We start from the raw sequence: 25,864 nt of genomic DNA, 5'->3' as shown, positions 1-25,864 counted from the left end.
AAGGGCCTGGCCAACCAGGTCGCCCCGCACGGCGTCCGCGTCAACACCGTCTCGCCCGGCTTCGTCCAGACCTCGGCCGCCGACAACCTCGTCGCGCGGATCGCCCACGACGCGGGCATCACCCAGGAAGCGGCGCTGGGCCGGCTCATGGACTCCCTGGGCGGCATCCCGCTCGGCCGTCCCAACCGGCCCGAGGAGGTCGCCGAGCTCGTCGCCTTCCTCGTCTCCGACCGCGCCTCGGCCATCGTCGGCGCCGAACACGTCATCGACGGCGGCACCACCCCCACCGTCTGAACCCGCCACCACCCAAGGATCGTCATGCACGACAGCCAGCCGCGAACCAGCACCCCGGACACCCTGCCCGAGGTGATCACCCGCTACCTCACAGCGCACCGCGCCCACGACACCGCCGCCGCGGTCACGGCGTTCACCGGCGAAGCCACGGTGATCGACGACGGCAACACCTACCAGGGCACCGAGGAGATCGAGGGGTGGCTCGGCCGATCCGCCACCGAATTCACCTACACCATCCACCTCACGAACGCCCAGCAGACCGACGCGACCCACTACATCGCCACCCACCACCTCGAAGGCAACTTCCCCGGCGGCACCATCGATCTGCGCTACCAGTTCACACTCCGCGACGACCTCATCGAACGCCTCGTCATCGAGCCCTGAGTCCGCTCACTGCTGCCGCCAGCGCGACAAGCCCCGCTCACCTGGACCGCCCGTCCGGCCGTCGCACCAAGCCAGCCACTCGGCCACCAGGCCAGCCCTCACATTCGGCATCCACCCGCAGATCAGCACGAGCACGCCTGAGGAATCAAGGCGAGCAACTCCGGGCCATACCTCAGCACGGGCTGGGGAAATTCAGGGCTCTGACCGGAGTTCCGTGAATCCCAGGTCAGCGGCACGCATGCAGGATCGTTACCCTGCGGGATGACCTGCGCGTGGTTCTCCGCTCGATCGAAGATTTCTGTTCCCCGGAGTCGATGTCGCCCGGGACGCATACCGGGAGCCGAGCAGGAGCTCCTTGGCAGGGACCGCCTTTCCGCAAACCACGTGCCGCCTTCCCCTCACCACGTTTGCGTCTGTCGCAGTTCGCCCCGCCGGAGCGTTTGCGGTAGCACGACTCTTCGGCTACGCCGGGTGACCGGTGTAGCCGGGACTGTGGGAGGCATCCGGCAAGCATCACGGGGACGAAGACGCGCGATGGGCCTCGAAGAGCCCGAGGTCGGCCGCCCAGGCCGCGCGGCGGGCTGCGAACGGGTCGGCGACCGTGCGGGTCGGGGTGCCGAACAGCAGGGTGTCCCGACGGGCCTCGCTATAGGCGGGCCAGGGGCCGACGCCGGGGACGTCGGGATTTCCGTCGCGGCAGAAGGTGATCCATGCCCCGCTCGCGGCCTGCGCCAGCGCGGCGTTGGCCGGGTTGCGGGAGACCAGCGCGGCGTGGCGCAGGTTGTCGAAGAAGAACAGGACGTCCTCGCCGTGGCTGCCGGTCCCGCCCGCGAAGACGTACGCGTAGGTCGAGGCGGTCGCGGTGGCGCTGCGGGCGGAGGCCAGGGCGAGGGCCGGGAAGCGGTACAGCGCGTCGGTGGTGACCGCGACGGCGATCCTGCGCGCCGGGTCGCGCGGGCGCTCGCGCCGGTACTCGGCGATCAGTCCGGTGACGTCGCGGCGTGCGATCCGCGAGCAGCGGCGGGCGAGTTCGGCGTCGCTCAGGCCGTCCCAGGAGGCGTTGTCGTCGTCGATGGTGCGGGTGGTCTCGTGCAGGGTGCTGCCGATCAGTATCGGGACGTGCGGGGCGAGGCCGGAGGCCAGCTCGGCATAGCACCGTTCTTCGACCGGCCCGCCATCGACCATGGGCTGGAATGCGTACCGGTGCTCGGCACGTAACCGGGCTTGCGCGTTCAGGAGTTGGTCGACCGGACGGGTGGCCAACTGGTCGGGCCGGTCAGTTGGGATGTCGAGCAGGCGCAGGATGCTCCGGGCCGCTTCCTCCGGCGCCAGCGTGGCGGCTGGGCGGGGCGGTGGTGGACTGGTCAGGATGGCCCGTCGGAACGGGGGTTCGGGTGCGCTGTCGGACAGCAGGGCTGCCACCCGTGAGGCGCCGCGTGAACCGCCGGCCAGGGTCAGGTTCGCCGGGTCGCCGCCGAATGCTGCCACGTTGTCCTGCAGCCAGTTCAGCGCCGCCCGCAGGTCGAGCAGCCCGGCCCGGCCGGAGGCGGCGTACTCGGGCAGACCCGTCCAGGACAGGTCCAGGTGGCCGAGGATGCCGAGCCGGTGGTTGACCGTCACCACGACGAGATCGCCTGCACGGGCGAGGGCGGCGCCGTCGAACCGGGGCCAGTCGCCCGCGCCGAAGTCGGTGCCGCCGTGGAGCCAGACCAGCACCGGACGACCGGCCGATGGGCGGGCATTGGGCGTCCAGATGTTCAGCACCAGGCAGTCCTCGCCCTGCTCGGCCACTTCGGTGGGAATGCCGAACAGCGGCAGCAGCGAGACCACGGCCGGGCGCGCGCCGAGCGCCTCGGTCAGCGGCCGCTGCGGGCAGGCCGGGCCATACGAGGTCGCCTCCCGCACCCCGGCCCAGCCCGGGTGCGGGCGAGGCGGCCGGAACCGCGCCGCGCCCCCGGTGGTTGCGGCGTACGGTACGCCGAGGAACGCCGACACCCCGCCGACCGGCATCCCGCGTACCCGGCCCGAGCCGGTGTCCACGACCGGGCCTTCAGCGTCAGAGCGCATCGGCCAGCCCCCGCAGGCGGGCGAGGTCGACCTTGCCGGAGCTGGTGCGCGGCAGTCCTGCCACCGCGCGCAACGGCAGGCACTCGGCAGGCAGTTGGAGCTCGCGCAGCATGTCCAGCCACGCGTCTCGGAACGGCTCGCTTTGGCTCTCGACGAAGACCACGGCGGTGTCGGCCGCCGCCGGGACCACCGCGGCCGGGCCCACCACGGCCAGTCGCTGCTCGATCTCGTCCGCGAGGATCCGCTTGCCGTACAGCTTGAGCTGCCGGTCCTTGCGGCCCAGTACGTAGAGCATTCCACGGTCCAGCCGGCCGAGGTCGCCGGTGTGCAGCACGTCGGTGACGGTTCGGCCCGCGGCCAGGTCGGCGCGGGCGGAAGCGTAGCCGAGCATCACGTTGGGGCCCTGGTAGACGATCTCCCCGACGCCGTCCGCGTCGACCTCGTGCAGCCAGATCCGCCCGCCCGGCACTGGCCGGCCGACCGAGCCGAGGTGGTCGAAGAGCAGGTCCGGGGTGAGGCAGCACATCCGCGCTGTGGCCTCGGTCGCGCCGTACATCGGGCAGAAGCCGCCGCCGTGGTCGGCCATCAGGCGGCCGAAGTGCTCGACGAGGGCCGGCTCCAGCGCGCCCCCGGCCTGGTAGGCGAGGCGCAGCGCGGGGAAGCCTGCGGGTCGCCAGCCGGTGCTGTGCAGGAGGCGGTACGTGAGGGGAAGCGCACCCAGGTTGGTCACGCCGGCACGGGCGACGACCTGCCAGAACCGCCGCGAGGTCGGGCTGAGCCGGGAAAGGACCAGTGGCGCACCGGCGGCCAGGTGGGAGTTCACGACGGACAGGCCGAAGCTGTAGTCGAACGGGAGCGAGGTGATCCCGACGTCGGTCGGTCCGATGCCCAGTGCGGCGACGATCGCCTCGGCGTTGGCCGCCAGGTTCGCGTACGACAGCCGGACGGCCTTGGGGCGGCCCAGCGAGCCCGAGGTGGTGATCAGCAACGCCAGCTCGGGGTGGACGGCGATATCGGCGCGGGCCTCCCGGCTGAGCATCCGGGCCCCGCACAGCTCGCCGCTCGGACGGTAGCCCGCCGGGACCGGCTCGGCCCTGTGGTCGAGCACGAACTCCGGCTGGTAGGCGGCGAGCAGGGCGTCCCGGGTGGCGCGGTCCGGCTGTTCCTTCACCAGGACGGCGTGGCCGAGGTCGAGGGCGCCCAGGTAGACCAGCAGGCCGGCCAGGCCGCGCCCGGTGAAGATCGCCACCAATGCCTTGTCCGGCCGGGTGAGTCCGCGCTTGGCTGCGTCCAGGCCGGCGGCGACGGACTCGGCGGGGACGGCGTGTGCGTCATCGAGGAACGCCGGGGCCGCCGCGAGCCGGAGCGAGTGCACTCACACCACCCGCGACGAGGCTGCCAGCCGTCCGGCCAGGAGCTGTGCGATCTCGCGCACGGTGCCGGCGGAGAACAGCTCGACGACGCTCAGCGGTGCGGCGTACGCCTCCTGGAGCGTGTGGAGGAAGGTCACCGCTGTCAGCGAGTCCCCGCCGAGCTCGACGAAGTCGTCTTGGACGCCGACCCGCGGCAAGCCGAGGAGCTCCGCGAGTCGACTCGCCAGGCTCGCCTCCAGCTCGGAGCCGGGCGGTTCGTAGCGAGATACGCCCGAGGGGCCTGCGATCTCCTCGACCGGCCCGATCGGGCGTTCGGGAATCCGGGTGACGGGGAGTACGGCGGGCTCGGCCTGGTGCCCGGCTGCGGCCATCACCGTGCGAAGGTCCTCGCGGACTTCGAGCGCGGTGCACATCTCGCCGAGCACCGCGACGACCCCGACCCCTCCGCCGGCCGACGTCACCGCCGCGTCGAGTACGCCCGGGTGCCCGGCGAGGGCCTGCTCGACTAATGCCACCACCGCTGCATCCGGCGCTGTCTTCTCGGCTTTCCCACCCATGACGCTCCCAGCCACTGGTCCCTTTTTCTCTGCACCAGTCTGCACAGCGGACTACGAGGAGCCACATCTCCTCACTCCATCGGGTGAAGGCAGCCACGTGCACGGATGTGTTCCCCGGCTCTGGCGAAAGAATCTCCGGTGCCGCCGCCGATTCCGGAGGTCAGATGAGTGTCGCCGTGGGGGGCCTGCATCGGCTGGATTTCGGGCGGGTTCCGTTCCGTGCCTGCCGGGCGGACCCCCGGTTCTCGTACTGCCTGTACGTGCCGCAGTACGCACCGGCCGGCCCGATGCCGTTGCTGGTCGTCGTGCACGGGGCCCGGCGAACCGCCGAGAGGTACCGGGATGTTCTCTCGGACTTCGCCGAAACGCACGGATGCGTGGTTCTCGCGCCGCTGTTCCCCATCGGCGTTCCGGAACCGGACGACGTGCGGTGCTACATGTCGCTGCGGCGGGGCGACGTCCGGTTCGATCTGGTGCTGCTGCGGATGGTCGAGGAAGTTGCTGCCCGGTGGGCGGTCCGTGCGAGGCGGTTCTATCTGCACGGCTATTCCGGGGGAGGCCAGTTCGCGTTGCGCTTCTACTACCTGCATGCGGAGCGGCTGGCCGGTTTGTCGGTCGGGGCCCCGGGCTCCATCGCCCGGCTCGACCCAGACCTGCCGTGGCCCGCCGGAATCGCGGACGTGGCTGAGAAGTTCGGTATCACGCCCCGGCTCGACGCACAGCGTTCGGTGCCGGTGCACGTGACCGTAGGCGCGCGCGACACCCGGCCGCGCCGGAGACCGCCGCACGCCACCCGCGTCGACCAGGCCGCGATGCTGCAACAGCACCTGCTGGATCGGGGGGCCACGGCGACCATGGAGGTCGTCCCGGGCATCGCCCACGACGGCTTCGCCCTGCTACCCGCGGCGACCAACTTTCTGAGTACTCTGCTGCTCAGGGCGTGAGTGCGGGCTGGTCGCCACACACACGCTTGCGCGGGAGGTCGAGCTATGCAAAGGAGGCGTAGTTCCTTCGGAGGACTTGCTGTGCCACGACTCGGTGCCGTAGGCATCGCGGAACCGTGGTTTCCCATGGCGGAACATTTCGAAGCTCGGCCTCCGGGTCCACCGGGTTGGGCTGGCGCGTTGATAGCGTCGCCCGGTTGGAATCTATTCGCATCCGCACCATACTGTAATGCTGCGCATGTCGGTTCAGTCTGTGCGTGGGTCACTCAGGCCAAACGCGGTCGCCGGTGAGGCGGGCCTCGAAGCCGTCGAGGATGGACTGAAGGCCGAATTCGAAGGTGTTGTCGGGCGCTGCGGTGTACTGCGAGGCGGCTGGAGTGCCGAGGCGCTCGCGCAGCCGTGGGTATTGCTGGGCGGTCTCGGTGGCGCGTGCCATGGCGTCGGTCATCAATTGTTCGGCATCTGCCCCGTTCTTGCTCAGCCGGCGCTTCAGGGACACCTCCGCAGCGGGGCCGAGCGCGCTGCCGAGCACGAAGGTGAGCACGGTGGCGGCTGCCCGGTCCGCGTCGGCGGCGGTGAAGCCCGCCTTTTCGTAGATGGCGAGGCTGAGATCGTTGTGACGGGACTGGCCGGGGCCGTGCATGAGATGGCTGCCGAACGCTTGGCCGAGCCAGGGGTGCCGGGTGAGCATCGCGTGCATGCCGGCGGCCTGGATGGTGGCGGCGGTACGCCAACCGGTGGTGTCGAGTTCGGGCTGCTCGATCTCGTACCAGATCGCGTCGCCGGCGAGCCGGACCAGCTCGTCCTTGGTCTTGATGTGCCAGTAGACGGCTGTGGCGGCCGAGCCGAGCCGTTTGGCCAGGCTGCGCATGTTGAGGCCGTCCAGTCCCTCGTCGTCCAGCAGTTCGATGGCCGCGTGGACGATCCGGTCTGCGGTCAGCGTGTTTCTCGGCATGGCCGCCATCTTACTTGAACTTAGTTCACGGCAACCCTTGCACTTTGCTCAAGTGGCGGCCTAGGCTCCTCCTCGTACTTAGTTCAAGTCTCTGGAGGGGGAGCAATGTCGCAGACGAAGCTGTCGGATTTCGTCGAGGCGCAGGCCAAGGAGTTCGGGGTTCCCGGGGTCGCGGTCGGGGTGCTGCTGGACGGTCAAGAGATCTACGCGTCCCACGGGGTGACGAGCCTCGCCAACCCCCTGCCGGTCGACGAGAAGACGCTGTTCCATCTGGCATCGGTGTCCAAGACCTTCACAGCGACCGCGCTGATGCGCCTGGTTGCGGAGGGAAGGGTGGACCTGGATGCCCCGGTGCGGCGCTACGTCCCCGAGCTGAAGCTCGCCGATGAGCGGGCCGCAGCGCAGATCACCGTCCTGAACCTGCTCAACCACACCGCAGGCATGGACTGGAACCTGGTCGACGGCGGCAAGGGCGACCGCTCCCTGGCCGGGCTCGTGGCGAAGCTGCCCGAGCTGCCGCTGATCGCACCGCCCGGTGCCCGCGCGTCGTACAGCCAGGCCGGATACAACCTGGCCGGACGGGTCATCGAGAAAGTCACAGGCCTGCCCTTCGAGCAGGCCATGGCCTCACTCATCCTGGAGCCGGTAGGCCTATCGGACACCGTGTACGGTCTGGCCGAGGTGATGGTCCGCAAGTTCGCGGTGGGCTACAACCGAGGCGAGGACGGCGAACTGCACCCCGCCCGCCCGTGGGGGGCCTTCAAGGAGGGCGCGCGCGCAGACAACCCCGGCGGCGGCCTCGCCTCCTCGGTGAGCGATCTACTGCGCTGGGCGCGATTCCAACTCGGCGATGGTGACGACGTGTTGCCCACATCGGCGTTGCACCGCATGCGGGAGCAGACAGTCACGCTGCGCGCCAGCACGCTCGGCGACGGCTTGGGCATCTGCTGGTTCCTGAACGACCTGGACGGCATTCTCGGGATCGGGCACGGCGGCTCGGGTAACGGCCAGTTCGCCGAGCTGCTCATCGTGCCGGAACGCAACTTCGCGGTGGTCTGCCTGGCCAACGCCGGGCCGAACGGCTACCCCTTCAACCAGTCCGTCGTGAAGTGGACGCTGGAGCACTACCTCGGCGTCGTCGAGCAGGCAGCGGAGCCGCTCCCGTACGACGAGGAGCAGGCCCGGCAGGTCGTCGGCCACTACGAGATCGACGCCATGAGCCTCGACATCGCCACCGACGGCACCCGTCTCACCTTGGCCGTCGATATCAAGCCGGAGATCCGTGAGGCATCGGACGAGGAGATGCCGCCCGGCTACCCGGCCGCAGCCATCGGCTTCCTTCTCGGCGACGGCGATGAGTACATCGTCACCGAAGGCGGTCTCAAGGGGCAACGCGGCTACTTCTCCCGCGACGACAACGGCGCGGTCATAGGCGTCGATCTCGCCGGCCGGCTCTTCAACCGGGTCGCGCAAGCACCCTGATCCAGCTGAGTCGAGGCGGTTCCGAGCGGCCGCCCCTCTGGCACCCCAAGCGGCGGTAGCCCGCCCATGGAGGCAACCGGCCACCGCATCAACCTTGGTGCAGGCTCATCCGTACAAGGTGGCACACTTCCACTTGTACGCCGACAGGGGGTGTGCTCTGGGCTGGCGGGGCCGTGTCGGAAGCAACGAAACTTCGGTTGGACAGGTGACCGCCAAGTCTCCTGCGCCAACCGGAGTTTCGATGGGTCGCCCCTCTGCCACCCCTCGCCCCGGCCCCGCGCCCATGCGTCAACGCGCCGGCGGTACCCATCTGGTGGATCGGCCGGCGTCGCTGCCGGATCCGCGTGACCGGCAAGGCCGGCGTCACCCGTTGCTGGGCGTGCTGCCGGTCGCGGCCTCGGCGGTGCTCGCCGGTGCGCGCTCCTTCCGGGCGATCGGGCAGTGGGCAGCCGCCGCACCGCAGCACACCCTCGCCCGGCTCGGCGCCCGGGCCACCGGCGTCTTCGCCGTGTGTCGGGCGCACCGCGCGCTGCGGTCGCTGCCTTGGCCCCAGGTCACCGCCCGGCGCTACCAGCGTGGAACCGGCCACGGCCGCCGCGAGACCCGGGTGACGCGCACGCTGACCGTCACCGACCTCGGGCTGGACTTCCCCCACGCCGTCCAAGCCGCGAAGATCACCCGATATCGCGCCGACCCCAGGAGCGGCAAACGGACCCGGCAGACCGTCTACGCCCTCACCGACCTGACCCACCAACAGGCATCGCCCCAGCGGATCGGCGAGCTGGCCCGCTCGCAGTGGGCCATCGAGAACCGGCTCCACTTCGTCCGCGACACCGTCTTCGGCGAAGACGCCTCCCTGGTCCGCACCGGCCACGGCCCGGAGAACATGGCCACCTTGCGGAACCTGGCGATCAACACCCTCCGCAACCACGGCCATACCAGCATCGCTGCCGGTCTCCGCCACGTCTCCTACGAGCCCTTCACCCGCCCGCTCGACCGCCTCTACATTCCGTGACCAGCCCAGATGCGAGATCATCGGGACTTTGAATCAGCCCTGAACCCGCACGGTCTCGTCATGGAGTTCGACTTCCGTCAGCGGCACGCCGACGGAGCCGTGGGGGGCTCTTGGCTGCGATCAGGGGGTTGCCGGCGCGTGCGGTGGGGGCTACTCGGCTGCTGTCCGACGCTGCTGCCACTGATCGACGACCTGCTGGAGGGTCTCGCTCATCAGGGTCAGAAACTCGGCGGAGTCCCCGAAGCGGGCGCCGGCCGGGGTGGTGGGGCCGAGGGCTTCGGCGGCGGTACGGAGTTCGCTCACCAGGGCCCTGTGCATCTGCACGGCCGCCAGGGTGGACCGGAGCCAGATCTCGCCGTCGATGACGTAGCGCTCACGGCGCTCGCCGGGGACCCGTTCGCGCCGGAGAAGACGCTGCTGCTCCAGGAAGGCGACGGCGTGCGAGACGGACGCCGGGCTGACGCCCAGTTGCTGGACCAGCTCACCGGCGGTGCGGGCGCCCGCATCGGTGACGAGCAGGCGGACCAGAACCTTGGCCGCCATCGCGGGCATGCCCTGCTGCTCGATCAGCGCGGTGACGGACTCCGCGATCTCCCGCACCACCTGCGGGTCGCGGACCTGGTTGTCCGTGGCGATCGACGGTAGCGCGGGGGACGGCTCCTGCTTGGGTCGGCGCGCGCGGTGCCGGGTGGCCGCCTGGGCCCGGTCCGCCCGGTAGTCGTCCGGTCCGCCGTTCCGGGAGACCTCGCGCATGATCGTGGAGGCGGGCCGGTCCAGGCTGCGGCCGATCTCCGTGTACCCGAGCCCCTCGGCCAGCCCGGCGGCGATCTGTCGGCGGTCCTCGGCGGTGAGCCTGCCTCCGGGCATCGAGATTCGTCTCCTCAGGGTCTGCGCGGCGCTCCCGCGTTCTGCTGCACAGTATCGGGGCCTGCGACAGTCATTGCAATGCAGACTCCCGGTCACCCCTTGCGTTTAACACCATGGTCATTGCAACTCCAGGGCATGATTCCTTGTAGCACAAGGGATTTCCGAGATCACAAGCGTTGCAGGTTTCATGAACGCAATGTACGGTCGTGGATGTTCAGCGATTGCCGAACAGTCACCCCCCAACCCGAAGGAGCACGCCACCATGTCGATCACCCTCTCCGAGCAGGACAAGCCGACCCTCCGCACCGCCGCGCACGGCGCGATCGCACTGCTGGTCGCCGCCGGCGCCACCAACAAGCCGCACAAGATGGCCACCGAGGGCTCCATCGCCCTAGCGTCCGCGACCGGTCTGGTCGGGCACGTGCTCGCCGAGAAGACCGAAGGCACGAAGCTGGACGGCAAGTCCGTGGCCGCGATCGCGGACCAGGTGCTGCCGGCCCTGAGAGCGGCGATGAGTCTGCTCAAGCGGCAGGAGCAGGCCGAGGCCGCGAACTTCCGCAGCACTGTCCTGATCGCCATCGACACAGCCACCCGGGGCCTCAAGGGCGAGCCCGGCCCGGTCCTGGCCGACATCATCCGCAAGATCACCGCTGCCCTCGACGCAGCCTGACGGCACGTCGGTCCACATCCCCAGGAGGAATGCCATGACGAACGAACACTGGACCGGCATGGTGCCGGTGGACGACACGGCCTTGGCCGTCACCGACACCGGCGGTTCCGGCACCCCCGTGATCTACCTCAACGGCCAGTTCGCCACCCAGGGCTATTGGCGGCACACCATCGCCGAACTCGGCCCTGGCTGGAGGCACATCACCTACGACATGCGGGCCCGCGGCAGGAAGTCCGGGCGCTCGGCGGACTACTCCTTCGAGACCATGGTCACGGACGTCGACGCCGTGCTCGCCGCCCGCGGCGTGGATCGGACGGTGGTGGTGGGCTGGTCCTACGGGGCGTTCGTCGCGGCGCACTGGGCCAGCCGAAACCCGGACCGGGCCCTGGGCGCGGTCATGGTCGAGGGCGCGCAGCCCCACGACTGGCTTGACGACGCGATGGAGCAGCGGATCCGCAAGCTGTTCCGCCGGTTCTCCCCCTTGGTGGCGCTGGCTCGCCCGACCGGCCTGACGCCCAGGATGACCGCCGCGCAGATGGCCGAGTGCAACATCGAGCTCGGCAAGGTCGCCCGCGCGAACGCGATGGGCCCCGTGCTGGACGCCATCACGATCCCCGCGCGGTACGTGGTCGCGTCGGGGGCGTCCCTCGGCAGCAAGGGCGACGAGCAGGAGCGGATCCGCGCCAGCCTGCAGGCCGTGACCGAGCGGAACCCGAACATCGAGATCAGCGCGAAGGTCGCGAGCAACCACGACATGATCCTCAAGAAGGACTTCCGCGCCGTCGCCAGTGCCATCCGCGAGGTGGCCGGCTGAACGCGAGCTGCCGCACCGGCTCCGCCCCCGACCGCAGACCGGAGACCGCAGACCGCCACACCCCCACCGGACCGTCTCCGCTGCCGGCCACGCGCATGAGTACGCGGCAGCAGGGGCCGCGGCCACCCAAGACGGTCGGGCCGACGCGCAGGGCGCTGACACCCATTGCGACCAGCAACCAGGGCGTTCCGGTGGCGAAGGCCACCAGGTCGAACAGGGCGGCCCTGTCGGGGCTATAGCCGATATGGCACCTACCGGTGGTCATTCGGTCACCAGATACGCCACCAGACTGATCGAACCGGAGACCACCACAAGCAGGGCAAGACCCTTGAACAGGCCGACAACCGCCCCCCGCACACAGCGCTGGGAGGAGCCGACCCTCGCGCCAGCGCGCCGCTCCCCGGCGCGCGACCATCTCGACGGCCTGCGCGACGCCTACAGGACCTGCGACCACCGCGAACAGCCCGGCGGAGATGCCGAGCACCCGGAGGCCGGTGTGGCGACGCCGACCCGGTAGGAGGCGTCCTCGGATTCCACGTACCCCACGGGCACCCGGGCACCGACCCGCAGACTGCCGTCGTACGGGACCGCGCGGACCACGGCGGCCCCCCGAGTCAGGTGCGAAGTCGCCGTAGCACGTGATCTGCGCCCCCTTCCCGCTGCCTTCCGTGAGGCAGCCGGTGACCGTCAACAGGCCCGGCTGCCCGGCAAGTCGGAGCGGGTAGGCGATGGTGAGCACGCAGACAACGGTCAGGGCCGCACCGGCCAGCATCACGGCGAGTCCCGCCGATGCCAGGACCGGCGCAGCACACCACCGCTGACCCTGGACTTCGGATCCCTCAGGTGCACAGCTCCGCCGTCCCCCGCCCTGGCTGCTCCGTCACGCGTCCGACCGTCCGTCCAGTCGACCGGGGAGGGCGCTTCCGGCCGCAGGTCGGGGTCGCGCATCCAGGCGGCCCGGTGCCGGGCCGCCTGGTCCGGGTCCAGAGCCAGCACGGTCCAGGAACCGGAACTCCTCGGAGATCTCAGGGTCCGACCTCTTCGTGGCCGGAGCCGTGCGCGTCGGCTTGATCAAGCGCGTCGCGCCGGGCGTCGGCGAGAGCGCCATGGCCGTCGCGACCGGGGCCGGTGGGCGACCGGTTGCCCCTCTGCCGTCGCCGGGTGGCAAGCCGGACCTGCCGGTCGACGCCCGGCGCCTCAAGTGGATAATCCCACCGTGACTTCAGGAACACCCCGCCCCAGGTGGCGCTCCGCGCTCCGCGCTTTCGTCTTCTTCTTTCTCGGTGGCGCGCTCGGCTACCTCGTCTGCGGGCTGGTCGCGCACCGCGCCGGTGGCGGGGTTCCGTGGGTCGGCGTGCTGTTCGGCTCGACCGTCTGCGCGGCGCTCACCGCGTTCCACCCGGCGCGACGCCACCGCTGAGTCCCCTCCCGGGATACCCGCTCGACCCCGGCGGTGTCAGGGGGTGCCGAGCGCGGCTTCCTCCCGGTCGAGGTCGTGCTGGAGGCGGCGGCGGGTGGTGTCGCTGATCCGGTGCTCGTCGTAGAGGCGGTGCAGTTCGGTGCTCTGGACGGCGATGACCTCGTGGCGCAGCTGGCGGTAGGCGGCGTCGGCGGTGGTGCCGTCGGGGGTCTCCGGGGTGCGGTCGAGGCGGGCGGTGAGGGCGCGGCGGACCCGGTCGAGGGCGGTGTCCGGGACGGCCTCCAGTTCGGCGAGGTTCTCGACGTGGTGGAGGGCGGCGCGGTTGAGCGCGTCGCGGGCGTCGTCCTCCTCGCGGGCGGTGTGCTCGGGTTCGAGGGCGAGGCCGGAGCGGTTGACGACGGCGGCGAGGGTCAGGCCCTGGACGACGAGGGTGAAGACGACGACGGCGGTGGTGAGCACCAGGACCAGCGGCCGCCCGGTGAGTGCGGTGCCATCGTCGGCGAGCAGCGGGATGGACAAAGCCGCGGCGAGGGGCATGACGCCGCGGGTGCCTGCCCAGGTGACCACCCCGGCGACCCGCCAGGAAAGCCGGCCGCGGCCCTGGCTGGGCTTGACCGCCCGGGTCAGCGGCAGGGTGGAGAGAACCCGCACCGCGATCAGTACGGCGGCCAGCGCGAGCGCCTGCAGCGGCCACCAGCCGGTGCCGGCGGGCAGGTCCCGCACCAGGGTCGGCAGTTCCAGGCCGACGATGCTGAAGACGACGCTCTCCAGCAGGAACACCACCACCGCGTACACGGCGTGCAGCTGCAGCCGGATGTGCGCGTCGGTGAGCCGGTGGCCGGAGCGCCCGAGCAGCACCCCGGCGACCACGACCGAGGTGACGCCGGAGGTGTGCGCGGACTCCGCGAGGACGTACGCCGCGTACGGGGTGACCAGCGCGATCACTGTCTCCAGCACCGGGTCGGTGGTGCGGCGGCGCACCAGCCACACCAGGCCCGCGACGGCGGCGCCGACCACGCTGCCGCCCCCGCCCAGCAGCAGGAACTCCCCGCCCGCCGCCGGCAGGCTCACCGAGGCGCCGACGGCCACCGCGATGCCGACGGCGACCTTGAACAGGACGAGGGAGGTGGCGTCGTTGAACAGGCTCTCCGCTTGCACCAGCACCTGGAGCCGTCCCGGGAGCGCCAGGCGGCGGCCGAGCGCGGTGACGGCCACCGGGTCGGTGCTGGAGAGGACGGCGCCGAGCACGAAGGCCATCGCGGGTGGCAGTCCGGCGACGGCGACGGCCGTGAAGCCGACGGCGGCGGCGGAGGCGAAGACGAGGCCGAAGGAGAGGATCGTCACCGGGCGCCACACCGTGCGCAGGTCGCGCAGCGACAGCTCCTCGGCGGAGGCGTACAGCAGTGGCGGCAGGACGACCATGCCGATTACTTGAGGCGGGACGTGCAGTGCGGGGACGCCGGGTATCAGCGCCACCCCGATGCCCGCCAGGACCAGCAGCGACGGCGCGGGCACCCGCAGCCGCCCGGCGAAGGTGGCCACGGCCGTGGCCAGGACCACCAGGACGAGAACGATCGCCACAACGTGCATCGGTGGAAAGGACCCCATCGCAAGAACCGGGGTCACCGCCGCCGATCGCCGCAGTCATCCCCCGCGCCGACCAGGCTTCCCGGCACACCTGTGGCCATCTTATCGGAGCATTAGCGGCGAGCGGCAGGGCGGGAATCATGGGGCATCGGAGGGTGAGCGGCGTGGACAGGGCGTGACTGTCTCTGCTCGCGCCGCCGATCATCGCGGCGCTGCACCCACGGTGGGCCGTGGACGACGGTGAGCCAAGGGCGCGGCGGCCGTGTCCCCGGTTCAGGCGAACTCGCGCAGGCGCGGCCGCACGCCCAGCGCGGTCAGCGCGAGCGCCGCCGCCAACACCACCGCACCCAGGCCCGCGGTGGTGGCGTCGAGGTCGTCGTCGCCGTCGGCGACCGCTCTCTCGAAGGCACGCTGGTTGATCGCCTCGTTGTCCTCCAGTGCGGCGCTGAGCACGCCGAAGTCCGCACTGGACTGGCCCGGGTTGAGGCCCGTGTTGAAGGTGACGGCCTCCTTCAGCTTGCCCTGCGCGTTCAGCTCGCGGATCTTACGGTCGTCGCGCTGGTACTGCTGGAAGGCGGCCAGCACCCGATCCGCCGCGTCCTGTTCTCCGGCGAAGGAGATGTTGCGCCTGAGGGCGATCACCGAGTCGAAGGAGTTGCTCTTGGCGACCACCAGGTGGTGGTCGGCCCGGGAGGCCATCGTCAGCGCGGGCCTGCCCAGGCGCGGTTGCCGAGGACCCTGCTTCACCGACGCCACCGGTTCACCGGTGTTCGGGGTTCTCGAAGTCGAAGCGGCAGCCGGCGTCCCACTCCGAGCGCTGGTTGCCGTGGGCCGGGATGCCGCCGACGTCCTTGAGCATCCGGGCCAGGTGGAGCTGGTTCCAGGTCATGAAGGTGGCGTTGCGGTTGGTGAAGTCGTTCTCCGGCCCGCCGGATCCGGGGTCGAGGTAGGACGGGCCGGGGCCGGCCTCGCCGACCCAGCCGGCGTCGGCCTGCGGCGGGATGACGTAGCCCAGGTGCTGGAGGCTGTAGAGAACGTTCATGGCGCAGTGCTTGGCGCCGTCCTCGTTGCCGGTGATCAGACAGCCACCAACCCGGCCGTAGTAGGCATACTGGCCCGCGGAGTTGAGGATCGAGGAGCAGGCATAGAGGCGCTCGATGACCTTCTTCATCACTGACGAGTTGTCTCCCAGCCACACAGGACCGGCTAGCGTCAGGATGTCCGCGCTCATCACCTGGGAGTAGATGACCGGCCATTCATCGGTCTCCCAGCCGTGTTCGGTCATGTCCGGCCAGACGCCGGTGGCGATGTCGAGGTCGACGGCGCGCAGGACGTCGACCTGGACGCCCTGGCGCTGCAGGATGCCGGTGGAGACGTCGATCAGGCCCTGGGTGTGGCTGCGTTCCGGGGAGCGCTTGAGGGTGCAGTTGATCACCAGGGCGCGCAGGTCGGTGTACGACGTCGGTGTGTCCGGCACGGGGTCCTCCCTCGGGGTGTCGGGGAGGTCGGTCCCGGGTGGTGGGCTCCCCGCACAGCTCAGCAGTCCGGGGGCGCGGGCGCACGCGGTGTTGGGCCGGCGGCCTGATGGTCGGCGCCGGTTCGGTGGTTCGTCGGCCCGGTGGTTCTTCGGGAGAGGCAGGCGCCACCCTTGCACGCCCCGCGCACGCCGCGCACGCCGGAGCGAGCCGGGTGCGGGTGCCGCCCAGTCGGGTGAAACCGGGCGCCCGATCCGGCAGGGTCCGGGGCGCGCCGTGGGGGTAGGTGAGGATGCCGGGTGGTTCGCCCGAGAACTGTTCGTGCGGCGGCATCCGGCTGCCGTCCGGGCGAGCTCCCCGTGAGAGAGGAGCGTGATGACGGATCCCGCTGTGACGAAAGACGTCGAGGACTTCGTCGACCTCTGCGTGCCGCTGACCGGCTTCGCCGCGTTCGACCTGTACGCCACCGGCATGGCCGAGCGCTACCTGGAGACCGCCCGGCAGCAGGTCGGGCCCGCGGCCTTCGCCGAGTTCTGGGCCGCGTGGACGGTGGCCGCCTCGGAGCGCGGCGGTCCGAAGGACCTGTCGCCCGTCCACCTGGAGGTGGCCCGGGCACTGACCTACCTGTGGCTGACCGGCGCCTGGCCGCGCCTGGCACCGGCCGCGCACGCGGCGCTGCGCCGTCAGATGGCCAACGAGGAGTTCGTGGTCGCGCCGGAGGCGTACGTCGAGGGCCTGGTGTGGCGGACGTTCCACGGGCACCCGGCCGGGGCCAAGCCGCCGGGGTTCGGCACCTGGGCGGTCAAGCCGCCGGACCAGCCCACCACCGCCGCGCTGCGCCGGGACCTGGACCTCGACGAGGAGCTGGTCTGCCGCACCGGCCTGGAGTCCGAGGTCGCCCTGGACGCCGTGCCCGACCACCTGCTGCCCGGCTACCGGGGGTGGCGCCAGATCCCGCCGTCCGCCGTACCGACCGCCGCGGTGCGGTCCGACGCCCCGGAGGAGCACGCATGACCGACACCGTCAACACCGTCACCGCGGACGAAGCCGTCCGTCGGCGCTACGACGTCGTCATCGTCGGCGGCGGCTGGTCGGGCAGCCTGATCGCCAAGGAACTCGGCGACCTGGGCTGGGACGTCCTGATCCTGGAGGCCGGCAACGGCGGCACCGAGACCTGGCCCGGCTACCTGGGCTCGCTCTCCACCTTCCACTCCGCCGTCGCCAAGGTGCCCAACGCCGCGTACCGGCGCAGCGTCGCCGCGCCCTACCCGGACGTCCTCGACCTCGCCCCCGTGCGCGATCCGAAGCCCGGGCAGCCGGAGTTCACCGCCAACGGCTACTTCGTCCAGAACGGCCGCCTCCCCTACGGCACCGACTACCTCAGGGAGTTGGGCGGCACGGCGATGCACTGGCTCGGCGCGGTGCCGCGCATGCACCCCGAGGACTTCGCCACCGAGCAGTACGGCTACGGCCGTGACTGGCCCATCAGCGCGGCGGAGCTGCAGTCCTGGTACGCCCGTGCCGAGTTCGAGATCGGCGTGGCCGGGAACGCGGACGACCAGCGGGCGATCGAGGTCGTCACCGACGAGGACTACGTCTACCCGATGCACCAGATCCCGGCCAGCTACATCGACCGGTACTGCGAGGACCTCAACGGCGTGCACATCCCGGACGACGTCACGGGTGACGTGTACGAGCTGCACGTCCGGAGTCTGCCGCAGGCCCGCAACTCCACGCCGAACCCGGACTACTCCCCCGTCCCGTACCGGCCGGAGAGCGCGGTGGGGCTGCCGAACTACGGCGAGCGCTGCGTGGGCAACGCGAGCTGCGTGCCGATCTGCCCCGTCCAGGCGAAGTCCCACCCGCTGCGCCAGCAGGCCCGGTTCGCGAAGACGGTCTCGCTCGCCACCCGCTGCGTCGCCACCCGGATCCGCCTCGCGGGCGCGACGCGGGGCGGGCGGGTGAGCGGGGTGGAGTTCCGCACGTACACCGACCCGGCCTCCCCGGTCAGCCGCTCGTACGTGGTGGAGGCGGACCTGGTGGTGCTCGCCGCGCACGCCATCGAGAACGCGCGGCTGCTGCTGTTCTCCGGGCTCGCCAACGGCAGCGACCAGGTCGGCCGCAACCTGATGGACCATCCGACCATCCTCAACTGGGCGCTCGCCGCCGAGGACCGCGGACCGGTCGGGCCGTTCCGCGGACCGGGGCACACCTCCGGCTGGGAGGCCTTCCGCTTCGGCGTGGGGCGCGCCAGACGGGCTCCGTTCCGGATCGAGATCGGCAACTGGGGCTGGGGTTGGGCCACGGGCGCGCCGATGAGCAATGTCGCGACCTCGCTCGGCATCGGCGGCGACGAGAACGGCGAGGTGCGGCCGGACGGCGTGTTCGGGCCGGAGCTGCGCCGTCTGCTCGGTTCCACCATCGGCCGCCAGCTGCAACTGCAGATCGCCGTCGAGCAGTCGGCGAACCCGGCCAACAGGGTCACCATCGACCGCCGCTACCGCGACGCCATGGGCAACCTGCGCCCGGTCATCACCTACGACCTCGATCAGCACACGCGGGACGGACTCTTCGCCGCCCGCAAGGTGGCTCAGAAGATCTTCGGCGCCCTCGGGGCCACGGACCACACCGACCACGCCCCGCAGCGAGGCGTGCCCCCGCTCGGCCACTTCGTGCACACTCTGGACGGGGAGACCCTGGACCTGGCCTACAGCGGCGCGGGGCACGGCGCCGGCACCCACATCATGGGTAACTCGGCGGCCACCTCCGTGGTCGACGAGTACCAGCGCACCTGGGAGCACCCGAACCTGTACGCCGTCGGCTGCGGCAGCATGCCCTCCATCGGCACCAGCAACCCCACCATCACCATGCTGGCCCTCGCCCTGCGCAGCGCCGAGCAGATCCACCAGGACCTGCTCCTCGACCGCCGGCCGGCCGACCTGCGCGGCACCACGGGCGACGCAACGGACACGGAGGTACCGGCGTGATCACCGCCCTCGAACTGGACGAAGCGGGCTTCGGTGTCCCCGAGACCCTGCCCGACCTGCGCAAGTACCTGCAGGCCGCGATGGAGGTGGAGCACCTGACCATCCCGGTCTACATGACCGGGATGTACACCATCCGCCCCGGCACCAACCGCACGGCGTACTACGCCATCCGGGCCGTGCTGCTGGAGGAGATGCTCCACATGACGCTGGCCGCCAACCTGCTCAACGCGGTCGGCGGCGCCCCGAAGGTCGGCACCGGCTTCGTCGCGAAGTACCCGGCCAGGCTGCCCTTCAGCGGCGAGACGGTCCCCGAGATCGGGCTGCAGCACTTCTCCCCCTCCGCGCTCAGGACCTTCCTGCGGATCGAACAGCCCAGGGAGATCACGCCGGACGCCGAGGAGGGTTCCGGCTGGACCTCCATCGGGCAGTTCTACGACACCATCCGGGCGGGCCTGGAGCACCTCATCAGGACCCTCGGCCATGACGCGGTCTTCACCGGGGAGCCGGGCCGCCAGGTGGGCCCGGAGGACTTCTACAACTCCGGCGGCGAGGTCTTCCCCATCGACGGCCGCAACTCGGCGCTGGAAGCCCTCGAGACCATCACCGAGCAGGGCGAGGGCGTCCACGACACCATCTGGAACAGCAACGACCGCTTCGGCGAACAGCCCGAACTCGCCCACTACTTCCGCTTCAACGAGATCTACACCGGCCGCAGCTACGGCCCGAACGACCGCCCCCAGGACCAGCCCAGCGGCCCGCTGATCGACGTCACCTGGGACGACGCCTACCCGATCCTGGGCGACTCCAAGGTGGACTACTACAAGCGGTTCGAGGACACCAGCGCGGTGTACGCGCAGGCCGTGGCGTTCAACTCCCGCTACGCCGTGCTGCTGCGCTACCTGGACTCCGCGTTCAACGGGCGCCCCCGGGACATGGCACTCGCCATCCCCACCATGCTGGAGCTGCGCGACCGCGCCGAACAGCTCTACCGCAACCCCCACCCGGACCCGGCCCAGGCCGCCCAGGGCCGCTTCGCCAGCGCGACCTTCGAGCTCGGCCGCCCCGACTTCCAGGCCGCCGACGAGGAGGTCCGGCGCAACATCCGGGCGGCAGCCCTCGAGGCGGGCCGACCGATCGACCTGTCCGCCCTGGCCTCGGACTCCGCCGAGGCCTTCGTCTGACCGCTCGGTGACGCGGCGGCAGCCGCCGACAGCCGATGACAGCCGACGGCACCACCCGGACGACCGGGTGGTGCCGTTCGCGTCGCCGGTCAGGCGGACGGAGGACGGCGGACGATCAGCATGTCCTGGGTGTGACCGATGGCGTAGCCGCCCTCGGGGCGGGCGAAGTGGTCCTGGACGTACGCGGTCAGGGCGGCGCGGGAGGGGCGGGGGTCGAGGGTGGCGAGGTCGGCGACGTTGACCATGAACTCGGCGACGTCCACGGCTTCGGCGAGGTGGGGCGTGCGGTAGTGGAGATCGAGGCTCTCGAAGGCGAAGTCGTCCTCCGGGTGCTGCGTGCGCAGGCGGGCGGTGAGGGGGCCCAGGTCGTAGCGGACGCCGGTGAAGTGGGCGGCCATCCGCATGCAGGGGCTCTCCGGGTTCTGCAGGACGACCAGGAGGGTGCCGCCGGGGGCCGTCCAGTCCAGGGCACGGGTGACGGTGTCGAACCAGTCCGGCTCGGGCACGTAGTAGAGCACGTGCGAGAGGTGGACGAGGTCGGCCGGCTCGGGCGGGCGGACCCGGTCGAGCCGGTCCGGGAGGACGAGGGCCTCGGGGCAGGTGACGGCGAGCTTCTCGCGCATCGCCGCGCTGGGCTCGACGGCCACCGTACGGTCGAAGTGCCGCGCCAGGTGGGCGGTGGTGCGGCCGTCTCCCGCGCCGAGGTCCAACAGGACGCGGCGGTGCGGTAGTTCGTCGACGAGCTCGCTCAGCCAGGCGTGCGTGATGGGCTTCTCGTCCGTCCCGGCGAGGAACAGCTCGAACACCCGGCGGTAGTCGGCGCTCGTCACGTCCAGGACGCGTACGGGGCCCTCGTCCTTCGTCCTGGTCTCCATCTGCGGCCTCCCTCTGAGTGAACTCCGACTGGCTCTGCCTGGCCCCTGACTGGCTCCACCTGGCCCCTGCCCGGCCTCGTGACCGACTTCCGACGAGGTGCGGGACGCGCCCATTGCACCCCGGCGTACGGCCGTCCGGGCGCAGGGACGTTCCTGCCCGCGTGTCGCGGAGGCATCGGCGCTGGTCGGGGCAGGTCCGCGACTCCCGGGGATCCGCCCCGCCCCCCGGCGCTAATTCGGTGGCCCGAGCGGAACGGCCGCTCCTACAGTGTCCGGCGGATCACCCACCTTCCCAGGAGCCCGGACATGCGCGTGCACTACCCCCGGACTCCGCATCTGCCCTGGTCACCCGGGGCGGCGGCGGACGACGTACGGACCGGGGACCTCAGCGCGCTGGCCGGCGCGGAGGTCGTCGTCACCGAGAAGCTCGACGGCGAGAACACCACGCTCTACGCCGACGGTCTGCACGCCCGCTCCCTCGACTCGGCCCACCACCCCTCCCGCGCCTGGGTGAAGGGCCTGCAGGGCCGGATCGGCGGGCGGATCCCGGACGGTTGGCGGATCTGCGGCGAGAACCTGTTCGCCCGGCACTCGATCCCGTACACCGGCCTGGAGAGCTGGTTCTACGGCTTCTCGGTCTGGACGGACCGCGACCACTGCCTGGACTGGGACGACACCGTCCGCTTCCTGCGCCGCCTCGGCATCCCGGCGCCGCGGGTGCTGTGGCGCGGCCGCTACGACGAACGGGCCCTGCGCGCCCTGCGGTTGGACCCGGACCGGCAGGAGGGGTACGTCGTCAGGACCGTCCGGGGCTTCCCCCGCGCCGAGTTCGGCGAGCGGGTCGCCAAGTGGGTCCGCCCGCACCACGTGCGCACGGACACCCACTGGATGCACGCCGCCGTGGTGGAGAACGGGCTCGGCCCGAGCGCCGCGCTCTGGTCCGTACGCTCCGGCGCGCTGCCCGAACTCCCCGCTCTGGCAGCCGCCTTGGGGCTGCCCGAACTCACCTGCTCGTCCGAGGAGTTGGCGGAGGTGTCGGCCCGGCTGGACGAACTCGGGCGCGGCGGGGACGCCCGGCTGGCCGGGGTGCTCGCCACCGCGCTGCGCGCGCGGCACCGGCAGTCGCTGGCGCCGCGGCTGGCCGGACCGCTCGGGCTGCCGCTGGCCCGCCGGGTCGCCGACCTGGTCGGGCTGCACCCCGGGCTGCAGCAGCCCTACCCGGACGAGGAGCGCCGCGCCGGGCTGGTCCGGCTCTCCTGCGCCGCCGACCTCGGGGTACTGCACGCCGTCGCCGCGGCCGCAGCCCCCGGCGGCGCGGAGCGCGAGCAGGTCGCCTGGTCCGCGCTGCACGCCGAGGACGCCGGACTGCTCGACGCCTCGCCGCAGGCACCGCTCGCCCGGCTGCGCACCGGCCTGCGCGAGGCACTCGCCGACCTCGACCGGGACACCGCCGACCGCTGCTGGGCACAGGCCCGCGAGGCGTACGCACTCGGCCGGATCTCCACCGCCGAGGAGGCCGTCGCGGCCACCTGGCGCCACCGGGACGGCCGCTTCCCCCGGCTGGTCCACCTGTGCGGCCCGTCCGGCAGCGGCAAGAGCAGCTTCGCCGCCGGGCTGACCGGCGTCGCCGCCCGGCTCAGCCTGGACGACCTGCGCGCCGCCCGGGGCGCGCGGGCCGACCAGCGCGACAACGCCGTGGTGCTGCGCGAGGGCCTGGCCCGGCTGGACGCCGCCCTCGCCGCCTCCGAGGCCGCCCCGACCACCGCCCACGCGGGCACGGTCATCTGGGACGCCACCTCGCTCAACCGCCAGCAGCGCTCCCACGTCCACGCCGTCGCCCAGCGCCGCGACGCCCTGATCACCCAGGTCGTGCTGGTGGTCGACGAGGAGGAACTGCGGCGCCGCAACGCCGTACGGCCGCACCCGGTGCCGGCCGAGGTGCTCACCGCACAGCTGCACCGTTTCAGCCCGCCCTACCCCGGCCAGGCGCACCGCACCTGGTACGTCGGCGCCGGTGGCACCGTGGAAGACACGGCGGGCACGCTCGACGCCGAGGAGGACTGATGCGTCCCATCGAACAGATCTGCCAGCGCATCCGCTGGGACGCCCGCTTCGACCCGGCCCGATTCACCCTGGGCGTGCGGCAGCGCGACGACCGCACCGAGCGCGTCCCGCTGGAGGCCTTCGCCGCCTCGGGCGACATCCCCTGGCACCGGGTGCACCGGGTCGAGGCCGACGGGGTGGTGGTCTGGGACCGCGCGTCCAGCGTGGACGTGCTCGACACCACCGACGCGGGGCGGCGCGCCGCCCCGCGTCGGCTGCGCCCGCCCTTCTTCGCGGCGACCACCCCGTACGTCTGGCAGCCGGACGGCGGCTGGCAGGCGGCCGCACCGGAGGCCGTCCACGGCGCGCCCCCGGCCGGCCCGGCACTGCGCGTGGTCACCTGGAACACCCTGTGGGACCGCTACGACGCCGACCGGATCTCCACCGCCCGCCGCCGCCCACTGCTGCTCTCCGCCCTCGAGGCCGCCGACGCCGACGTCATCGCCCTGCAGGAGGTCGAGCCCGCCCTCGTCGCCCTGCTGCTGGCCGCGCCCTGGGTCCGCGCCGGGTACACCCTGAACGCCGACCCGCTCGGGCGGGAGGTCGACGAGCACGGACTGCTGCTGCTCAGCCGACTGCCGGTCCTGGAGGCCGGATGGCACGCGCTGGGCCCGCACAAGGCCGTCACCGCGATCACCCTACGGACCGCCGGCGAACCGCTGACCGTCGCCGCCGTCCACCTGAGCAGCGACCACTCACCGGACGGAGCGGCCCGCCGCGCTTCCGAACTCTCCCAGCTGGCCGAGGGATCGGCGGGCGTCGAGGGCGAGCTGCTGCTGCTCGGCGACTTCAACGACGCGCGCTCCGGCGCCTCGGGCCCGGCCGCCGCGCTCGGCCTGCGCGACGCCTGGACACTGGTGCACGGGCCGTCCGACGACACCCCGACCTTCGACCCGACGGTCAACCCGCTCGCCGCCGTCTCCTCGCTCACCGGCTGCCCCGGCCGCATCGACCGCGTCCTGCACCGCGCCGACAGCACCCGCATCACCGCTGCGGCGCTGCTCGGCGACCGCCCCAGCGCCGACGGACTGCACCCCTCCGACCACTACGGCGTGACCGTGGACCTCACCCTCGACGGAACCGGCGGGTCCTCCGGCTCCGGTGAAGCGGACGGCTTCCTCGACACCGCGCCCACCGTCCGCACCGCCGTCGCCTGGCTCCCGCCCGAGGAGCTGTGGCCGCCGATCCAGCAGCTGCGCGCCGTGTACGACCCCCAGCTGCGCCGCTGGCCGCCGCACGTCAACCTGCTGTTCGGCTTCGTCCCCGAGTCCGAGTTCGACCGCGCCCTGCCGCTGCTGGGCGCGGCCGCCGCCGAGACGGCCCCGTTCACCGCACGGCTGGACGGCGTGCGCACCTTCCGCCACCGTGCGGACACCACCGTCTGGCTGGACCCGGCCGCCGACTCCGCCGAGCCCTGGGCGGCGCTGCGGCACGCGCTGGAGCGCCGCTTCCCGCGCTGCCGCGGCCGCGCGGAGGGCTTCACACCGCACCTGTCCCTCGGACGCAGCGCCGATCCCGGGCCGGTGGCCGCCGACTGCGCGGCCCGGCTCACCGAACTCTCGGGCCGGGTGGGCGAGCTGGTGGTGCTCTCCCGCCGGGGCACCGAGCCGATGCGGCCGCGCGCGGTGATCGAACTGGGGACGGGCGAGGTACGCCCGGCGCCCGAGGAGGCGACCGTCCCGCTGCAGGCCGAAGCACCCCGACAGACCTCCGCCGCGGAGGCGTTGGCCCGGCAGATCGCGGAGGCGCTGCCGGACGGCGCGGTCCACGTCGTCGGCTCGCGACGGCTGGGCTGCCAGCTGGACGGTGCCGACCTGGACCTGGTGGCGGCGCTGCCCGGTCCGGCCGATCTGCCCGGCGTCCGCGCCCGGGTGGCAGCAGCGCTGCCCGACGCCCGACAGCTGCGCGAGGTGCGCGGCGCCCGGGTACCCGGGCTGCGGCTGGAGGCGGACGGGCTGTCCGTCGACCTCGTCCTCGCCTTCACCGGCTCGCTCGACCCGGCCCAAGCCGTCGCGCGGCGTGCGGAGTTGGGAGAGGCGGAAGCCTTCGCGCTCAGCGCGGTCACCGACGCCGAGGCGATCCTGGCTGCGCTCGGCGACCGGCACGACCGCTTCGTCCGACTGGCCCGCCGGGTCAAGGCCTGGGCCCGGGCCCGCGGACTGGACTCGGCTCCCTTCGGCCACCTGCCCTCGCTCGCCTGGTCGGTGCTCGCCGCACGTACCGTCCTGGAGGACGACGCCGTGGATGGCGGTGACACCGACATCGACCTCTTCCGGCGGTTCACCGAGGACTGGGCGAGCCGGGACTGGGACCGACCCGTCGCACTCACCGATGAGTCGATGAATCATCAGCTCGACCCGGTCACCGTCCTCACCCCCTCCGCCCCCGTCCGCAGCTGCACCACCCAGGTCAGCGCCGACGCCCGCGACCTGCTCGCCGAGGAGCTCTACCGCGCCTGGGATCTCACCACGGAGAGCGCCGACCCCTGGCCCGTACTGCTCGCCCCGCCCCCGCTCCACCGCCGCCACGCCGCCTGGGCCGTGGTCACCGCCAAGGAGGGGTCCATCGGCCTGGTCCGCGGGCGCCTCCGCACCCTCCTGGCCGCCCTGGAGGAAGCCGGCGGCACCCAGCTCCACGCTTGGCCCCACCCCTACCGCACGCCCGACGGCCTCACCCACTTCCCCATCGGCCTCGGCCCCACCCCGCTCACCGCCGACCGGATCGCGCCGATCGCCGACGTCTGGTGCCGCCACCTCCCCGGCGTCCACCTCAAGCACGTCGAGGGCGGTGCCGTCCCGACCCTCACCCGCTGAA

At 72.0% G+C, this 25,864-nt stretch carries 22 protein-coding genes; 13 read left to right on the top strand and 9 right to left on the bottom strand.

Translation table 11 applies throughout. The annotated features are described in order from the left end of the window. The coding region (locus ACZ3TI_RS30120; RefSeq protein ID WP_465731698.1) for an SDR family oxidoreductase at window positions 1-294 on the top strand (294 nt) is incomplete at its 5' end. 24 nt (window positions 295-318) lie between these two features. Further along, window positions 319-678: a nuclear transport factor 2-like protein gene (locus ACZ3TI_RS30115; RefSeq protein ID WP_465731696.1), complete on the top strand. Its 360-nt coding sequence runs from the start codon at window positions 319-321 to the stop codon at window positions 676-678. Window positions 679-1,191: 513 nt separating this feature from the next. Here the strand turns inward: ACZ3TI_RS30115 and ACZ3TI_RS30110 are convergent. From ACZ3TI_RS30110 to ACZ3TI_RS30100, 3 genes are read right to left on the bottom strand one after another with little or no spacing between them, the layout of a single operon-like run. Further along, complete coding sequence (locus tag ACZ3TI_RS30110; protein WP_465731694.1) at window positions 1,192-2,745, bottom strand: carboxylesterase/lipase family protein; 1,554 nt, start codon at window positions 2,743-2,745, stop codon at window positions 1,192-1,194. Then, window positions 2,735-4,120, bottom strand: a complete 1,386-nt coding sequence (locus tag ACZ3TI_RS30105) for an AMP-binding protein (protein ID WP_465731692.1) — start codon at window positions 4,118-4,120, stop codon at window positions 2,735-2,737. Before ACZ3TI_RS30105 ends, ACZ3TI_RS30110 begins: the two co-directional genes overlap by 11 nt. Then, window positions 4,121-4,675 carry a phosphopantetheine-binding protein gene (locus ACZ3TI_RS30100; RefSeq protein ID WP_465731690.1) on the bottom strand — a complete coding sequence of 185 codons (555 nt, stop codon included), beginning with the start codon at window positions 4,673-4,675 and terminating at the stop codon, window positions 4,121-4,123. It abuts the gene before it with no gap. Window positions 4,676-4,839: 164 nt separating this feature from the next. Here ACZ3TI_RS30100 and ACZ3TI_RS30095 point away from each other — a divergent pair, with 164 nt between their 5' ends. Then, window positions 4,840-5,619: a hypothetical protein gene (locus tag ACZ3TI_RS30095; RefSeq protein WP_465731688.1), complete on the top strand. Its 780-nt coding sequence runs from the start codon at window positions 4,840-4,842 to the stop codon at window positions 5,617-5,619. Window positions 5,620-5,881: 262 nt separating this feature from the next. On the opposite strand, the gene ACZ3TI_RS30090 is transcribed toward ACZ3TI_RS30095, so the two are convergent. After that, window positions 5,882-6,583 carry a TetR/AcrR family transcriptional regulator gene (locus ACZ3TI_RS30090; protein ID WP_465731686.1) on the bottom strand — a complete coding sequence of 234 codons (702 nt, stop codon included), beginning with the start codon at window positions 6,581-6,583 and terminating at the stop codon, window positions 5,882-5,884. A 96-nt stretch (window positions 6,584-6,679) separates the two neighbouring features. Here ACZ3TI_RS30090 and ACZ3TI_RS30085 point away from each other — a divergent pair, with 96 nt between their 5' ends. Together ACZ3TI_RS30085 and ACZ3TI_RS30080 are read left to right on the top strand one after the other, a co-directional pair. Next, complete coding sequence (locus ACZ3TI_RS30085) at window positions 6,680-8,056, top strand: serine hydrolase domain-containing protein (RefSeq protein WP_465731684.1); 1,377 nt, start codon at window positions 6,680-6,682, stop codon at window positions 8,054-8,056. 241 nt (window positions 8,057-8,297) lie between these two features. Continuing rightward, window positions 8,298-9,071, top strand: coding sequence for a transposase family protein (locus ACZ3TI_RS30080; RefSeq protein ID WP_465731682.1), 774 nt, complete (start codon window positions 8,298-8,300; stop codon window positions 9,069-9,071). Between the two features lie 150 nt (window positions 9,072-9,221). Here the strand turns inward: ACZ3TI_RS30080 and ACZ3TI_RS30075 are convergent, their stop codons facing one another. Next, a complete protein-coding gene (locus tag ACZ3TI_RS30075) occupies window positions 9,222-9,938 on the bottom strand; it encodes a GbsR/MarR family transcriptional regulator (RefSeq protein WP_465731680.1) in 717 nt (238 codons plus the stop codon). A 262-nt stretch (window positions 9,939-10,200) separates the two neighbouring features. Between ACZ3TI_RS30075 and ACZ3TI_RS30070 the strand changes: the two genes are divergently transcribed. The 3 genes from ACZ3TI_RS30070 (at window position 10,201) to ACZ3TI_RS30060 (ending at window position 12,842) form a co-directional block, all read left to right on the top strand. Then, window positions 10,201-10,608: a hypothetical protein gene (locus tag ACZ3TI_RS30070; protein WP_465731678.1), complete on the top strand. Its 408-nt coding sequence runs from the start codon at window positions 10,201-10,203 to the stop codon at window positions 10,606-10,608. 34 nt (window positions 10,609-10,642) lie between these two features. After that, window positions 10,643-11,422: an alpha/beta fold hydrolase gene (locus ACZ3TI_RS30065; RefSeq protein WP_465731676.1), complete on the top strand. Its 780-nt coding sequence runs from the start codon at window positions 10,643-10,645 to the stop codon at window positions 11,420-11,422. Between the two features lie 1,216 nt (window positions 11,423-12,638). Further along, window positions 12,639-12,842 (top strand): hypothetical protein, encoded by a 204-nt coding sequence (locus ACZ3TI_RS30060; RefSeq protein ID WP_465731674.1) that lies wholly within the window; start codon window positions 12,639-12,641, stop codon window positions 12,840-12,842. Between the two features lie 36 nt (window positions 12,843-12,878). Here the strand turns inward: ACZ3TI_RS30060 and ACZ3TI_RS30055 are convergent, their stop codons facing one another. The 3 genes from ACZ3TI_RS30055 to ACZ3TI_RS30045 form a co-directional block, all read right to left on the bottom strand. Continuing rightward, window positions 12,879-14,432, bottom strand: coding sequence for a Na+/H+ antiporter (locus ACZ3TI_RS30055; protein WP_465731672.1), 1,554 nt, complete (start codon window positions 14,430-14,432; stop codon window positions 12,879-12,881). A 270-nt stretch (window positions 14,433-14,702) separates the two neighbouring features. After that, window positions 14,703-15,176: a hypothetical protein gene (locus ACZ3TI_RS30050; RefSeq protein WP_465731670.1), complete on the bottom strand. Its 474-nt coding sequence runs from the start codon at window positions 15,174-15,176 to the stop codon at window positions 14,703-14,705. Window positions 15,177-15,189: 13 nt separating this feature from the next. Continuing rightward, a complete protein-coding gene (locus ACZ3TI_RS30045; RefSeq protein WP_465731668.1) occupies window positions 15,190-15,906 on the bottom strand; it encodes a flavodoxin family protein in 717 nt (238 codons plus the stop codon). Between the two features lie 373 nt (window positions 15,907-16,279). On the opposite strand from ACZ3TI_RS30045, the gene ACZ3TI_RS30040 reads away from it, so the two are divergent. From ACZ3TI_RS30040 to ACZ3TI_RS30030, 3 genes are read left to right on the top strand one after another with little or no spacing between them, the layout of a single operon-like run. Continuing rightward, window positions 16,280-16,918, top strand: a complete 639-nt coding sequence (locus ACZ3TI_RS30040) for a hypothetical protein (RefSeq protein ID WP_465731666.1) — start codon at window positions 16,280-16,282, stop codon at window positions 16,916-16,918. Next, on the top strand, window positions 16,915-18,891 hold the full coding sequence (locus ACZ3TI_RS30035; RefSeq protein WP_465731664.1) for a GMC oxidoreductase: 1,977 nt from the start codon (window positions 16,915-16,917) through the stop codon (window positions 18,889-18,891). Before ACZ3TI_RS30040 ends, ACZ3TI_RS30035 begins: the two co-directional genes overlap by 4 nt. Next, the gene (locus tag ACZ3TI_RS30030) at window positions 18,888-20,072 is read left to right on the top strand and encodes a ferritin-like domain-containing protein (RefSeq protein WP_465731662.1); all 1,185 of its coding nucleotides are present in this window, start codon (window positions 18,888-18,890) and stop codon (window positions 20,070-20,072) included. Before ACZ3TI_RS30035 ends, ACZ3TI_RS30030 begins: the two co-directional genes overlap by 4 nt. Window positions 20,073-20,161: 89 nt before the next feature. On the opposite strand, the gene ACZ3TI_RS30025 is transcribed toward ACZ3TI_RS30030, so the two are convergent. Then, entirely contained in the window at window positions 20,162-20,947 is a 786-nt protein-coding gene (locus ACZ3TI_RS30025; protein ID WP_465731660.1) for a class I SAM-dependent methyltransferase, read from the bottom strand. Window positions 20,948-21,253: 306 nt separating this feature from the next. Here ACZ3TI_RS30025 and ACZ3TI_RS30020 point away from each other — a divergent pair, with 306 nt between their 5' ends. Together ACZ3TI_RS30020 and ACZ3TI_RS30015 are read left to right on the top strand one after the other, a co-directional pair. Then, window positions 21,254-23,011: an RNA ligase family protein gene (locus tag ACZ3TI_RS30020; protein WP_465731658.1), complete on the top strand. Its 1,758-nt coding sequence runs from the start codon at window positions 21,254-21,256 to the stop codon at window positions 23,009-23,011. After that, on the top strand, window positions 23,011-25,863 hold the full coding sequence (locus tag ACZ3TI_RS30015) for an RNA repair domain-containing protein (protein WP_465731656.1): 2,853 nt from the start codon (window positions 23,011-23,013) through the stop codon (window positions 25,861-25,863). Before ACZ3TI_RS30020 ends, ACZ3TI_RS30015 begins: the two co-directional genes overlap by 1 nt. Window position 25,864 lies beyond the last annotated feature (1 nt).

This window comes from Kitasatospora sp. NPDC023120, assembly GCF_055560835.1.
This window is presented reverse-complemented; position numbering and strand designations above follow the sequence as displayed.